The organism is Terrabacter sp. Root85, assembly GCF_001429185.1.
Classification (GTDB): Bacteria; Actinomycetota; Actinomycetes; order Actinomycetales; family Dermatophilaceae; genus Terrabacter.
Map to the genome: position 1 here is coordinate 151,554 of NZ_LMIW01000001.1, position 13,320 is coordinate 164,873.

Genomic DNA, 13,320 nt, shown 5'->3' on the forward strand with positions numbered 1-13,320 from the left:
GCTCCCCAGATCATAAACTTATGCAGACCTCTTGTGCAACGCATAAGTTCTGCGTAGGTTCTGCATCAGATCGCTCGACCGGACCGACGGAGGAAGCCATGACGATCACTCGCCTTCCGCGCCCCACCTACTCCTCGTACGAGTGGCAGGAGCAGGGTCGTTGCCGCACCAAGGCCGTCGAGCAGTTCTTCGCCGACGACCAGGAGCTCGACCAGCGCGAGCGCCGCGAGCAGACCGAGGCCGCCCGCATGGTGTGCGCCTCGTGCCCCGTCCGTGAGCGGTGCCTCGGCCACGCGCTCCGGGTTCCCGAGACCTTCGGCATCTGGGGCGGCACGACGCCGACCGAGCGCGCCCAGATGCTCTGGGACGTCGCCGGCTGACCGAGCCGTCAGCGCACGGCGAGGGCGATGACCTGCGCCGTCGGCAGTCCGGCGAGGGACGCCCCGTCGAGCAGCAGCTTCGCGCCGCGGACGCCGGCGCCGATGACGACCGGACCTGCCGCGACGACGGCTTCGTCGACGAGCACCGGCCAGCCCGCCGGCAGCCCGACCGGCGTGATGCCACCCTGCTGCATCCCGGTCAGCTCCTGGGCCTTCGCCTGGTCGGCGAAGGAGATCTTGCGGGCGCCGAGGTGCTTGCGCACGACGCGGTTGATGTCGGCCCGGTCGGTCGCGAGCACCATGACGGCCGCGAGGGTCGTGTCGTCACCGCGGCGTGCCTCGACGACGACGCAGTTGGCCGACGCCTCGGGTGCGACGTCGTAGGCCTCGCAGAAGGCCGCCGTGTCGGCGAGCGTGGCGTCGATCGGGGCGACCCGGACCCCCGGCACGTGCTCGAGTGCCGCCGCGACGGGCGGGGCGAGCAGGTCGGGGCGCTCGGAGGCGGCCACCCACGTCAGGTTTCCTTCGGCGCTCGGCATGGCCCGAGCGTATGCCGCCCGCTCCCGCAGCGCCCAGAGGGCTCGTATGCCGTCGGCCCGCCCGACGGCATACGGTCTGCGCTCAACTGCACGAACGTGCGGCAGTCAACCGCCGCGGCCGGTCCCTCGCAACGCGAAACCGGCGCTCTCACGCGGCCGACGCCCGGGTCAGTGCGAGAGCAGGGCGACGACCGTGGCCGCGGGCACCGGCCGCGCCGACTTCCAGCCCGAGCCGGCCCACAGGGCGAGCAGGTCCGAGCGCTCCGCCCGTGCCGACGCGCGCCGCAACGGCACCGTGAGGTGGTGGACCTCCGGGTAGGCGGCCGGGGCGTGGCCGTCGTGCCGACGCAGGAACTCGGTCTCGAGACCGCGGGCGAGGCGGCCCGAGTAGGCCCGGGTCACGGCGGTTCGCTCGTAGGAAGGGTCGGCGAGCGCGCGGCGGTAGGCGAGGCCGGTCCCGGCCTCAGGAGTGAGGAGCAGGGCGGTCCCGACCTGGACGGCGTCAGCCCCGGCGGCCCGCACCTGCGCGGCTCGCTCCGGGGTCGAGATCCCGCCGCCGGCGACGATCGGCACGTCCGTCTGCGACCGCACGGCGGCGACGAGGTCCAGCAGGTCGGACGCCGACGGCTCCTTGGCCGGATCGAGGGTGCCACGGTGTCCGCCGCCCTCCGGTCCCTGGAGACAGAGCCCGTCGACGCCGGCACCGAGGGCCGCTGCCGCCTCGTCGACGTCGGTGACCGTGGCGACGGTCTCGATGCCGGCACGGCGCAGCTCACCGAGCACCGCCGTGCTTGGCAGCCCGAACGTGAAGGACACCAAGGGAACTCGCTCCCGCACGACGAGGTCGAGCTTGCGTTCCCAGTCGTCGTCGTCGCCGGGCCTCGGCTCACCGGGCTCCACGCCGACGGACCGCGCGTCGTCGCCCAGCGTCTCGCGGTAGGCGGCCACCGCGTCCGCGCGCTCGGCGCCGGTCAGCTCGCCCGGCCCGACGGCATACGCGTTCGCCTGGGCGGGCACGAAGAGGTTGACGCCGAAGGGGCGCGAGCTCGCGTCCCACACCTCGGCGATCGCCGAGGCGAGCTGAGGTGCGGTGAGGTATCCGGCAGCGAGGAAGCCCAGACCACCGGCCTCGCCGACCGCGGCGACGAGCTCGGGAGAGGTCGGGCCTCCCGCCATCGGGGCGCCGACGACACCGGTCTCGAGCGTTCGCAGCAGCATGCCCCGACGCTACTCCGCTCCCCCGCCCCGGGCACCGGGCCGTGCGGCCGACGTGTGCGGAGTGTGGGCGGGGTCACCGCGGCCGGACGACCCGCCCCTCGTCCCACACCGGCTCGGTCGACTCGTAGACGCGGCCGTCGGCGCCGAAGACGAGGAAGCGGTCGAAGCCGCGCGCGAACCACCGGTCGTGGGTCACGGCCACGACGGTCCCCTCGAAGCGGTCGAGCCCCTCCTCGAGCGCCTCGGCCGACTGGAGGTCGAGGTTGTCGGTGGGCTCGTCGAGCAGCAGCATCGTCGCGCCCGAGAGCTCGAGCAGCAGGATCTGGAAGCGGGCCTGCTGCCCGCCCGACAGCGACTCGAACTTCTGCTCGCCCGAGCGCGCCAGCTCGTAGCGGTCGAGTGCGCGGGCGGCCTGCTCGCGTGGGCGCCCCTCGCGGTGCTCGTCACCCCGGTGCAGGATCTCGAGCAGCGTGCGTCCCATGAGCGAGGGGTGCTCGTGCGTCTGCGCGAACCATCCCGGACGCACGCGCGACCCCAGCCGCACGACGCCGGAGTGATCCACGGGCACCGGCCGCACGTCGCCGACGGGCTGGTGCTCGCGCTCGGGGTCGGTGCCACCGCACGCGAGCAGCCGCAGGAAGTGCGACTTGCCCGAGCCGTTGCTGCCGAGGATCGCGACGCGCTCGCCGTACCAGACCTCGAGGTCGAAGGGCTTCATCAGGCCGGTCAGCTCGAGCCCCGTCGCGACGATGGCCCGCTTGGCCGTGCGACCCCCGGTGAGGCGCATCTTGACCGACTGCGTCATCGGCGTCTCCTCGGGCGGCCCGGCCTGCTCGAACTTCGCGAGGCGGGTCTGCGCGGCCTGGTAGCGCGAGGCCATGCCGTCGTTGAACTTGGCCTTGACCTTGAGCGTCTGCACGAGGGTCTTGAGCTTGACGTGCTCCTCGTCCCAGCGGCGGCGCAGCTCCTCGAGGCGGTCGTTGCGGTCGGTGCGGGCCTGGGCGTAGGTCGCGAAACGGCCGGGGTGCACCCAGAGGGTGGCGCCGGCGGCTCCGGGCTCGAGCGTCGCGACGCGGGTGGCGACCCGGTCGAGCAGCTCGCGGTCGTGGCTGATGAAGAGCACCGTCTTGGGCGAGGCGACGAGCGCCTCCTCGAGCCAGCGCTTCGTCGGCACGTCGAGGTAGTTGTCGGGCTCGTCGAGGAGCAGCACCTCCTCGGGTCCGCGCAGGAGCGCCTCGAGCACGAGCCGCTTCTGCTCGCCGCCGGAGAGCGTCGTGACCGTGCGCCACTGCGCCTGCTCGTAGGGGATGCCGAGGGCCGCGACGGTGCACTGGTCCCAGAGCGTCTCCTGCTCGTAGCCACCCGCCTCGCCCCACTCGACGAGCGCGTGGGCGTAGGCCATCTGGTCGTCCTCGGAGTCGCGCTCCATCATGAGCAGCTCGCTGCGATCGATCTCCTCGGCGGCGGCGCGGATGCGGTCGGGCGCCACCGAGACGAGCAGGTCGCGCACGGTCGTGTCGTCGCGCACCTTGCCGATGAACTGGCGCATGACGCCCAGACCGCCCGAGCGCGTCACCGCGCCCTCGTGGGCCGCGATGTCGCCGGCGATGATTCGCGTCAGCGTCGTCTTCCCGGTCCCGTTGGGGCCGATGAGCGCGACCTTGGCACCCTCCCCGACCCGCACGGAGACGTCGTTGAGCAGCGGCCTGCCGTCAGGCAGGCTGAACGAGACGGAGTTGACGTCGACATGGCCCACGAGGGTCAAGCCTGACGTATGCCGTGTGGCCGCGTCACCCGGTTAAGCATCCGGTCGCGCACGCGTCACCCCCACGCCCAGGAGTCGAGCACGGCGCGGTAGACGTCGAGCGCCTCCGGGTGGGCAGGGTCGTAGGTGAGCCGGATCGCGAAGGCCTGCTCCGTGTAGGCGACGACGTAGTAGACGTGGCGCACCTGCTCCGACTGGTCGACGACGATGCCCATCGCCCGGTAGCCGGCGATCTCACGCTCGGGGGCCGCCATGGGCGTCAGGCCCTTGGCCTCGAAGCCCTGACGGATCCCGTCGACGACCTCGGCCAGCGAGTGCGAGCCCACCTTGATCGGCCGCTCGACCGCGATGAACGCCGGCACGCCGTCGTCGTCGGGCTGCACGAGGGTGTCCGGCGGCGGGTCGAGGTCGCGCTCGGCCCGGCTCCACCCGGCGGGCTGGAGGTAGCTGTAGTCCACGCCGCGGACACGGTCCTCGGTCATCGCCACGGGGCCGACCGCGGCGGGGAGCGGCTCGATGCGGTGGCCGCCGCTGTCGGTCGTCGGCGCCGCGGACGTCGGCAGGTGGACGACGCCGACGTCGGTCGGCGTCGGCGCCGCCGGGGCGGGGTCGGCGGAGCAGCCGGCGAGGCACGGGGCCACGACCAGGGCGATCGCCGGAAGCAGTGCAGCCGACGTCCTCACGCGAGACGCCATGGGGCTACGTCCACGCCCAGGTCGAGAGGAGCTCGTCGAACTCGGCCATCGCGTGCGTCGCGTCGGCCTGGGAGGAGCTGAGGGTGAGCAGGTAGATGCGGCCGCCGCGCGACACGCCGTAGGAGCGGGCGAGCACCTTGATGCCCTGCTGTTCGAAGGTCGTCGTGAAGCCGGCGGCCGCGGAGCCGGACACGCTCTTGCCGGGGGCCGAGGACACGGTGCGTCCGGCGGCCCCGAGCTGCTGGCGCCCCTTGGCCAGCTCGTCGTCGAGGACCGACTGGTCGCCGGCGGCCGAGGTGACCACGAGGTTGTTGGCGAAGGCACCGACCTTCTTGGACGAGAGGAGCACGAGGTCGATGTCGGCCACGCCGGTGGCCTTGTCGGTCGCCTCGGTCCACCCCTCCGGAGGCACCACGGTGAAGGCACCCGAGCGGCCCCGGACCTCGTCGCCAGCTGCCGCCGTGGCCGAGCCGGTCGCCGTGGACGTCGCACCCGACGCGGAGGCGGGGCTGCTCGCCGGCGGCGAGGCGGTGGTGTCCTTCGAGCAACCCGTGAGCACCAGGGCGCAGGTGAGGACGCCCACCGAGACGACACGGGTCGGGCGGGCCTTCATGCGGACGATCCAACCACAGGTGGCTGGTGGCCGCCGGTCCGGTCTCGGGCCTGAGACACCGCTCAGACGGCAGAACGGCGTGCCCGCGTGGCCACGGCCCGCGCGGCGAGGTCGTCGTCGTCCGGGTAGACGACCTCCTCGAGGCTGAGGCCGTGCGGCGGCATGACGTGGATTCCCGCGGTGCGCTCGGCCCGGTCCCGGAGCGCCCGCGGCCAGTCCACAGCGCGACGGCCCTCGCCGACGGGCACGACGGCACCGACGAGCGACCGCACCATCGAGTGGCAGAACGCGTCGGCCCGCACCGTGGCGGCGAGCACGCCGTCGGGAAGGCGGACCCATGAGAAGTCGAGCAGCGTTCGCACGGTCGTCGCACCCTCCCGCTGCTTGCAGAACGCCGCGAAGTCGCGCAGCCCGACGAGCGAGCGCGACGCCTCGTCCATGGCCGCGACGTCGAGGGGCCGGCGCCACCAGACCGTGTCGTGGCGTCGCAGCGGGTCACGGTCCGCGTCGGGGTCGGCGAGGCGGTAGAGGTAGCGCCGCTCGACGGCTGAGAAACGTGCGTCGAAGCCAAGGGGGGCCACCACCGCACGGCGCACGACGACGTCCGTGCCCAGCAGGCCCCCGAGACGACTGACGAGGGCGACCCCCGGCTCCCGGTCGGAGCGACCCGGCAGGGCAGCCCAGGCGTGGGCGTCGAGGTCGACGTGGGCGACCTGACCGCGCGCGTGGACGCCGGCATCGGTGCGGCCGGCCACGGTGACCCGGACGGGCTCGGGGCTGCGCAGCACCGTCGACAGGGCAGCGGTCAGCTCGCCCTGCACCGTGCGCAGCGCCGGCTGGGCGGCCCACCCCGAGAAGGCTGTCCCGTCATAGGCCAGGTCGAGGCGCACGCGCAGCGTGGACCCACTCGACTCGCTCATGGCGCCCGAGCCTAACGGGATCCGATGGGCCCGTGACCAGCGCCCGTCAACCGCGCCGGGGCCCTGCACGTCCTATGAGTGGGACACCGGACGACCCGGTCCGGGCCCGCCAGAAGGGGGAACCTCCATGCACACCGTCACCCGCCGCATCCTCGTCGCCGCGTGCGCGGCCGCACTCACCGCCCCGGTCGCGTCCGCCGGCACCATCACCCCCGCGACCGCCTCGACCGCGCCGTCCTGCGGCATCACGTGGGGATCCGGCGCGAAGGCGACGAGCCCCACCCAGCTCTGGACCGGCGCCGTCACAGCGGTCCTGGCTGGCCGGCACGCCTGCTACGACCGGCTCGTCATCGACCTCGCCCGTGGCCGTGGCACCCTCGGCTACGACGTCCGCTACGTCGGCGCCGTCACCGCGCCGGGCAGCGGCCTCCCCGTCCCCGTGAGCGGTGGCGCGAGGATCCAGGTCACCGTCGACGCGCCGTCGGTCCTCGGCCGGACCACGACGACCTTCTCCGGATGGACCACCTTCCGGCAGCTGCGGGGCGTCGGCAGCTTCGAGGGCTACACCGACTACGGGCTCGGCGTGCGGGCGCGGCTGCCGATGCGCGCCTTCGTCCTGACCGACGCCGACGGTGGCCGCCGTCTCGTCGTCGACGTCGCCCACCGGTGGTGAACGAGAAGGGCCCCGCACCACTGGTGCGGGGCCCTTCTCGTCGCGCCGGAGCGCGAGGTCACTCTGGGTGGCTCAGGTGGCTCAGGAGCCGGAGCCGGCCTTCGTGAAGCCGGCGGCCTCGGCGTCCTCGGCGGACTTGAACCAGAACTCGGCGATCGTCTGGTCGTACCACTGACCGTCGGCCTCGTGGTACTTGCCGGAGTCGGCGTTGCCCTTGACGGTGTAGCCGTCCTCGGGCGACGAGCCGTCCTCGTTCGCGGCGACGGCGCCCTTCGGCAGCTCGACAGCAGCCTCGGTGGCCTCGGCCTTCTCGGCGTCCTCGGCGGCCTTCGTCTCGGCAGCCGCCTGCTTCGACTCGCTCTGCTTCGCAGCGCGCTTCGTGGCAGCCTCGGCCTCCTTGACCGTCGCCTTCTTGGCCGACAGCGGCTCGCGGACGAGCTCGATGACGACCATGGGGGCGTTGTCGCCCTTGCGGGCGGCGATCTTCGTGATGCGGGTGTAGCCACCGTCGCGGGCCGCCATGTCAGGGGCGATCTCGGCGAACAGGCGGTGCACGACACCCTTGTCGCGCACGACCGTGAGGACGCGGCGACGGGCGTGCAGGTCGCCGCGCTTGGCGAACGTGATGAGACGCTCGGCGAGCGGGCGCAGACGCTTGGCCTTGGCCGCGGTCGTCGTGATCTTGTCGTGCTCGAAGAGCGACGTCGCGAGGTTGGCCAGGATCAGCCGCTCGTGGGCGGGGCCGCCACCGACGCGGGGACCCTTGGTGGGGGTGGGCATTTCGTTTCTCCTAGAAGTCCGACCAGGCCGTTCTCGAGCAGTTCGCCGAGGGCTCGGTCAAGAAGCGGTTGGTCAGAGACGCTCGTCCTCGACGAACGACTGGTCGTCGTCGTCGCTGTAGTCGTCCTCGCCGTAGCCGTCGACGAGGGCAGACGGGTCGAACCCGGGCGGGCTGTCCTTGAGGGCCAGACCCATGCCGACGAGCTTGGCCTTGACCTCGTCGATCGACTTCGCACCGAAGTTGCGGATGTCGAGCAGGTCGGCCTCGCTGCGGCCCACGAGCTCACCCACGGTGTGGATGCCCTCGCGCTTGAGGCAGTTGTAGGAACGAACGGTGAGGTCGAGGTCCTCGATCGGCAGGGCGAGGTCGGCGGCGAGCGCGGCGTCCGTCGGCGACGGGCCCATGTCGATGCCCTCGGCCTCGACGTTGAGCTCGCGAGCCAGACCGAAGAGCTCGACCAGCGTCTTGCCGGCCGAGGCCATGGCGTCACGCGGGGTCATCGAGTTCTTCGTCTCGACGTCGACGATGAGCTTGTCGAAGTCGGTGCGCTGCTCGACACGGGTCGCCTCGACCTTGTAGGTCACGGTGAGCACCGGGCTGTAGATCGAGTCGACCGGGATGCGGCCGATCTCCTGGTCACCGGACTTGTTCTGCTGCGCCGAGACGTAGCCACGGCCACGCTCCACGGTCAGCTCCATCTCGAGCTTGCCCTTGTCGTTGAGCGTCGCGATGTGCAGGTCGGGGTTGTGCACCTCGACACCAGCCGGAGGCGTGATGTCGGCGGCGGTGACCGCACCCGGACCCTGCTTGCGCAGGTACATGACGACCGGCTCGTCGTGCTCCGAGGAGACGACGAGGCCCTTGATGTTGAGGATCATCTCGGTGACGTCCTCCTTCACGCCCGGAACGGTCGTGAACTCGTGGAGCACGCCGTCGATGCGGATGGAGGTGACCGCCGCGCCCGGGATGCTCGAGAGCAGGGTGCGACGGAGGGAGTTGCCGAGCGTGTAGCCGAAGCCGGGCTCGAGCGGCTCGATGGTGAAGCGGCTGCGGTTCTCGACCACGACCTCTTCGGAGAGCACGGGACGCTGTGCGATGAGCACTGTTCATTTCCTTCCCACGGGCGACCGCCATATGACGCCTCGTGAAACTGCCCGGTCGTGATCCGGGCGGGCCGGCTCGGCTCTGTCTGCGAGCGCGACCCCAGGCACAAGGGTCCCCGTATGCCGTGAAGCGGGCTTCACGGCATACGGGGCCTTGATCAGTTCTTCGAGTAGAGCTCGACGATCAGCTGCTCGGTGAGCTGCGAGTCGATCTGCGCACGCACCGGGAGCTGGTGGATGAGGATCTGCAGCGAGCCGTCGACGACCTGCATCCACGCCGGGACGGGACGCTCGCCGAACGTCTGGCGGGCCAGCTCGAACGGGAAGCTCTCGACGGACTGCTTGCGGACCGTGATGATGTCGTACTGCTCGACGCGGTAGCTCGGGACGTCGACGCGCACGCCGTTGACCTCGAAGTGACCGTGCGTCACGAGCTGGCGGGCGTGGCGACGCGTGCGGGCCAGGCCAGCGCGGTAGACCACGTTGTCCAGACGCGACTCGAGGATCTGGAGGAGGTTCTCACCGGTCTTGCCGGGGCGCTTCGCCGCTTCCTTGTAGTAGCGGACGAACTGCTTCTCCATGACGCCGTACTGGAAGCGGGCGCGCTGCTTCTCCTGGAGCTGGGTGAGGTACTCCTTCTCCTGGATCCGGCGACGGCCGTGCTGGCCGGGCGGGAAGGGACGGAGCTCGAAGTTCTTGTCGCCGCCGACGAGGTCCATCTTGAGGCGGCGGGACTTCTTGGTGATCGGGCCGGTGTAACGAGCCATGTTTCTAGTTCTCTCTCTCGCTCAGGCCGGATCAGACGCGACGGCGCTTGGGCGGGCGGACACCGTTGTGCGGCGTGGGCGTGACGTCGCTTATTGCGCCGACCTCCAGGCCGGTGGCGGTGAGCGAACGGATCGCCGTCTCGCGGCCCGAGCCCGGGCCCTTGACGAAGACGTCGACCTTGCGCATGCCGTGCTCCATGGCGCGGCGGGCAGCAGCCTCGGCGGCCATCTGGGCGGCGAACGGGGTGGACTTGCGCGAGCCCTTGAAGCCGACCTGGCCGGCAGAGGCCCACGCGATCACGGCGCCGGTGGGGTCCGTGATCGAGATGATCGTGTTGTTGAACGTGCTCTTGATGTGAGCGTGCCCGTGGGCGACGTTCTTCTTCTCCTTGCGACGAACCTTCGTCACACGAGCCTTGGGAGGCATTTTTCTCCTACGTCAGAACTGAATGTCGGTGAGACGTGATCGCGAGGCGATCAGCGTCACTTGGCCTTCTTCTTGCCGGCCACGGTGCGCTTCGGGCCCTTGCGGGTGCGCGCGTTGGTCTTGGTGCGCTGACCGCGCACGGGCAGACCACGACGGTGACGGAGACCTTCGTAGGAGCCGATCTCGACCTTGCGGCGGATGTCGGCCTGCACCTCACGGCGAAGGTCACCCTCGAGGCGGTAGTTGCCCTCGAGGAAGTCACGAAGCGCAACGAGCTCGGTCTCACCGAGGTCCTTGACGCGGGTGTTGGGGTCGACGCCGGTGGCAACCAGCGCCTCCTTGGAACGGGTGCGACCCACACCGAAGATGTAGGTCAGTGCGACCTCGACGCGCTTCTCGCGCGGAAGGTCGACTCCAACAAGACGAGCCATGTTGGGTTGTCTCCTGATTTCTGTGACGCGGAGGTCTGGAGCAAGGCACCGATCCGGGGTCACGGTCCGCCACTCAGAAGGACGGACCACCGGTCCCCGGCCTCCGTGCCGGGGGTGACGTCCTGCGCCGACACGACGGTCGGTCATCAGGGGCCGGGTGCTGCTTTCATTCACTTGTCTTGCGTGCTGTCGAAGTTCTGTCGACGGCGAGGGTGGTGTTCTGCTCAGCCCTGGCGCTGCTTGTGGCGCAGGTTCTCGCAGATCACCATGACCCGACCGTTGCGGCGGATCACCTTGCACTTGTCGCAGATCTTCTTGACGCTCGGCTGAACCTTCATCTGCCTGCTGTCTTCAGATCGCGCGCCTGCCACCGCGGGCCCCGGAGGGCACGTGACGATCAGGTGCTTGGTTGTGTAATCGGGAGTTGGTGCCTCGCACTCGTCCCGGCCTGACATGCCCGCTCTCGCGGACCGGTCGCGGCCGACCCTGGTGCTCAGCGGTAGCGGAAGACGATCCGACCGCGGGTCAGGTCATAGGGCGAGAGCTCGACCACCACACGGTCCTCCGGGAGGATCCTGATGTAGTGCTGTCGCATCTTGCCCGAGATGTGTGCGAGCACCTTGTGACCGTTGGAGAGCTCCACCCGGAACATCGCGTTCGGGAGAGCCTCGACGATCGTGCCCTCGATCTCGATGACACCGTCCTTCTTGGCCATATCCTCCGTCTATCTGTTGGTGGCCGACCCGGACTGAACCGGCCTTTGGGACGTGCCTGGGTGCCGTGCTCGTCGCACAGCGAGAACTCAGGCGCCGAGGCACACGACACCCAACGCACAAGACTACGCCACGGGGGCCCGTTCCCCGAAATCGTGGCCGGAGCGACGACCCCGCCCGAACCATCCCCCGTGGGGGCCCCGCGGAAGGTCCTCCCACGGGAGGATCCCGTATGCCGTCGCCTTGGGTAGCGTGCTCGCGTGACCGTCCGGCCCGCACCCCAGGCTCCCGCTGCGCCGGCCGCACCCGGCGGGGCGGCCCGGCCGCTCGTCGACCGCGTCGGGGCGATCATCGCCTTGCTCTACTTCGTCACGTCGATCACGGTCGCCGCCGGGCTGGGCCGCAGCGCCTGGTGGGTCAACGTGCGGGACCAGCCTGCGGTCCTCGGCTACGTCGGCATCGGGCTCGGCGCCCTCGCCCTGCTCCTGCTCCCCCGCTTCCCGCGCGCGACGTTCGCGGCGTGCGGGGTGCTCGCCTACCTGCTGTACGCCGTCGGGGCCATGCTCGGGCTGCCGACGGTGCTCATGGCCCTGGTCGCGCTCTTCGGCGTCACCCTCTGGACCGACCGGCGCGGCGGGCTGTGGGCCCTCGCGGCGGCGCTCGGCTCGATCGGCCTCGCCACCGTGCTGCTCCTCCTCCGCTTCGGCTACCTCCTCCCGCCGCTCGAGACCTTCCTGTCCGACCGGGTCGCCGTCTTCCTCTTCAACAGTGCCGCCGTCGTCGTGCTCACCTGGGCCGTGGCCGACCAGTTGCGCGCCGCCCGGGAGCGGGCCGCGCTCCAGGACGAGTCCGCGTCGCACGCGGCCGACGCGGCCGCCCACGAACAGGCCGAGCGCGCTGCCGTGAGCCGCGCTGACGGCCTGGCCGACCGGCAGCGGATCGCCCGCGAGATGCACGACGTCGTGGCGCACGGACTCTCGGTCATGATCGTGCAGGCCGACGGTGCGCGTTTCGCGGCCGCCTCCGACCCGGACGCCGCGACGACCGCGCTCGCGACGATCGCCGCGACCGGGCGGGCCTCGCTGGCCGAGATGCGGCGGCTGCTGGGCGTGCTCCGCGACGACACGACCGGCGTCCCGGAGGCGCCGCAGCCGGGACTGGCCGACATCGAGACGCTCGTGGCGGGCCTCACCGCGGGCGGGAGGGTCGTGCACCTGCGCCAGGAGGGCGAGCTGCTGCCCCACGACGCGACCGAGGGTGACGCCGCGACCGGGCTGACGGCCTACCGGATCGTCCAGGAGGCCCTGACGAACGTCATGAAGCACGCCGGCGAGGACGCGACGGCCTGGGTCAGCGTGACGGTCGGACCGAGCCGCGTCGTCGTCGAGGTCGTCGACGACGGCGACGGCGGGAGCCACGTCGACGGCGGTGTGGGCCACGGCCTGCGTGGCATGGCCGAGCGGGTCGAGGTGCTCGGCGGCTCGCTCGTCACCGGACCTGATCCTCGCGGGGGCTACCGCGTCGTGGCGACACTGCCCCGTCTCGCGGCCGGGGCGACCCGACCCATCGAGGTCGCGCCGTGATCCGCGTCATGATCGTCGACGACCAGGCGCTGGTGCGGGCGGGCTTCGCCATGCTCGTGCGCTCGCAGCCCGACCTCGTCGTGGTCGCCGAGTGCGCCGACGGGCAACAGTGCCTCGACACCCTCTCGACGGTGCCGGTGGACGTCGTCCTCATGGACGTCCGGATGCCACGGATGGACGGCATCGAGGCCACCCGCCTGATCGTCGAACGCGACTGCGCCACAAGAGTTCTCGTGCTGACCACCTTCGACCTCGACGAGTATGCCTTCACGGCCCTGCGTGCCGGCGCCTCCGGCTTCCTCCTCAAGGACGCGCCACCCGAGGACCTCCTCGCCGCGATCCGGACGGTGCACGCCGGCGACGCCGTCATCGCGCCGTCGACGACGCGCCGGCTCGTCGAGACGTATGTCCGGAGCGCTCCCGTGGCGCCGGCCCTCATCGACCGCACGACGGCCCTGACCGACCGGGAGCGCGAGGTCTGGGTGGCCATCGCCAACGGCCTGACGAACTCCGAGATCGCCGAGGCGCTCTTCGTGTCCGAGACGACGGTCAAGACGCACGTCGGCCACATCCTGGCCAAGACCGGTGTCCGCGACCGCGTCGCGCTCGTCGTGCTGGCCTACCAGACGGGCGCCGTGGCGCTGTCCTGAGCCGGGCGAGGGCGCGTCCACAGCCGCGTTCTCCACCCGGGCTGCGCCGCGCTCCTCCCTGA

General features: G+C 71.3%; 17 protein-coding genes. 4 read left to right on the forward strand and 13 right to left on the reverse strand.

Annotation, left to right across the window (positions count from 1 at the left end; all coding sequences use genetic code 11):
* Positions 1 to 98: 98 nt before the first annotated feature.
* Complete coding sequence (locus ASE25_RS23000; protein WP_056822057.1) at positions 99 to 380, forward strand: WhiB family transcriptional regulator; 282 nt, start codon at positions 99 to 101, stop codon at positions 378 to 380.
* 8 nt (positions 381 to 388) lie between these two features.
* On the opposite strand, the gene ASE25_RS00655 is transcribed toward ASE25_RS23000, so the two are convergent.
* From ASE25_RS00655 to truA, 6 genes are all read right to left on the reverse strand, one after another.
* Positions 389 to 919: a YbaK/EbsC family protein gene (locus tag ASE25_RS00655; RefSeq protein ID WP_056772612.1), complete on the reverse strand. Its 531-nt coding sequence runs from the start codon at positions 917 to 919 to the stop codon at positions 389 to 391.
* A 168-nt stretch (positions 920 to 1,087) separates the two neighbouring features.
* A complete protein-coding gene (locus ASE25_RS00660; protein WP_056822059.1) occupies positions 1,088 to 2,137 on the reverse strand; it encodes a nitronate monooxygenase in 1,050 nt (349 codons plus the stop codon).
* A 73-nt stretch (positions 2,138 to 2,210) separates the two neighbouring features.
* On the reverse strand, positions 2,211 to 3,893 hold the full coding sequence (locus tag ASE25_RS00665) for an ABC-F family ATP-binding cassette domain-containing protein (protein ID WP_020143200.1): 1,683 nt from the start codon (positions 3,891 to 3,893) through the stop codon (positions 2,211 to 2,213).
* Positions 3,894 to 3,958: 65 nt separating this feature from the next.
* Complete coding sequence (locus ASE25_RS00670) at positions 3,959 to 4,585, reverse strand: hypothetical protein (RefSeq protein ID WP_157623279.1); 627 nt, start codon at positions 4,583 to 4,585, stop codon at positions 3,959 to 3,961.
* 16 nt (positions 4,586 to 4,601) lie between these two features.
* On the reverse strand, positions 4,602 to 5,210 hold the full coding sequence (locus tag ASE25_RS00675; RefSeq protein WP_056822062.1) for a hypothetical protein: 609 nt from the start codon (positions 5,208 to 5,210) through the stop codon (positions 4,602 to 4,604).
* A 62-nt stretch (positions 5,211 to 5,272) separates the two neighbouring features.
* Entirely contained in the window at positions 5,273 to 6,130 is an 858-nt protein-coding gene (gene truA, locus ASE25_RS00680; RefSeq protein WP_056822064.1) for a tRNA pseudouridine(38-40) synthase TruA, read from the reverse strand.
* A 127-nt stretch (positions 6,131 to 6,257) separates the two neighbouring features.
* On the opposite strand from truA, the gene ASE25_RS00685 reads away from it, so the two are divergent.
* Positions 6,258 to 6,803, forward strand: coding sequence for a hypothetical protein (locus ASE25_RS00685; protein WP_056822067.1), 546 nt, complete (start codon positions 6,258 to 6,260; stop codon positions 6,801 to 6,803).
* An 81-nt stretch (positions 6,804 to 6,884) separates the two neighbouring features.
* On the opposite strand, the gene rplQ is transcribed toward ASE25_RS00685, so the two are convergent.
* From rplQ to infA, 7 genes are all read right to left on the reverse strand, one after another.
* Positions 6,885 to 7,583: a 50S ribosomal protein L17 gene (rplQ, locus tag ASE25_RS00690; protein ID WP_056771050.1), complete on the reverse strand. Its 699-nt coding sequence runs from the start codon at positions 7,581 to 7,583 to the stop codon at positions 6,885 to 6,887.
* Between the two features lie 72 nt (positions 7,584 to 7,655).
* Positions 7,656 to 8,687 carry a DNA-directed RNA polymerase subunit alpha gene (locus ASE25_RS00695; RefSeq protein WP_020143206.1) on the reverse strand — a complete coding sequence of 344 codons (1,032 nt, stop codon included), beginning with the start codon at positions 8,685 to 8,687 and terminating at the stop codon, positions 7,656 to 7,658.
* 158 nt (positions 8,688 to 8,845) lie between these two features.
* Positions 8,846 to 9,454 carry a 30S ribosomal protein S4 gene (rpsD, locus tag ASE25_RS00700; RefSeq protein ID WP_045191881.1) on the reverse strand — a complete coding sequence of 203 codons (609 nt, stop codon included), beginning with the start codon at positions 9,452 to 9,454 and terminating at the stop codon, positions 8,846 to 8,848.
* A gap of 31 nt (positions 9,455 to 9,485) precedes the next feature.
* Positions 9,486 to 9,881, reverse strand: a complete 396-nt coding sequence (rpsK, locus tag ASE25_RS00705; RefSeq protein ID WP_020143208.1) for a 30S ribosomal protein S11 — start codon at positions 9,879 to 9,881, stop codon at positions 9,486 to 9,488.
* A gap of 56 nt (positions 9,882 to 9,937) precedes the next feature.
* Positions 9,938 to 10,312 carry a 30S ribosomal protein S13 gene (gene rpsM, locus ASE25_RS00710; protein WP_020143209.1) on the reverse strand — a complete coding sequence of 125 codons (375 nt, stop codon included), beginning with the start codon at positions 10,310 to 10,312 and terminating at the stop codon, positions 9,938 to 9,940.
* 224 nt (positions 10,313 to 10,536) lie between these two features.
* A complete protein-coding gene (gene rpmJ, locus ASE25_RS00715; protein ID WP_006592630.1) occupies positions 10,537 to 10,650 on the reverse strand; it encodes a 50S ribosomal protein L36 in 114 nt (37 codons plus the stop codon).
* A gap of 155 nt (positions 10,651 to 10,805) precedes the next feature.
* Positions 10,806 to 11,027, reverse strand: coding sequence for a translation initiation factor IF-1 (gene infA / locus ASE25_RS00720; RefSeq protein ID WP_013493543.1), 222 nt, complete (start codon positions 11,025 to 11,027; stop codon positions 10,806 to 10,808).
* 258 nt (positions 11,028 to 11,285) lie between these two features.
* Between infA and ASE25_RS00725 the strand changes: the two genes are divergently transcribed.
* Entirely contained in the window at positions 11,286 to 12,608 is a 1,323-nt protein-coding gene (locus tag ASE25_RS00725; protein WP_056822070.1) for a sensor histidine kinase, read from the forward strand.
* Positions 12,605 to 13,258, forward strand: a complete 654-nt coding sequence (locus ASE25_RS00730) for a response regulator (protein WP_369793445.1) — start codon at positions 12,605 to 12,607, stop codon at positions 13,256 to 13,258. The genes ASE25_RS00725 and ASE25_RS00730 overlap by 4 nt, the downstream gene beginning before the upstream one ends.
* Positions 13,259 to 13,320 lie beyond the last annotated feature (62 nt).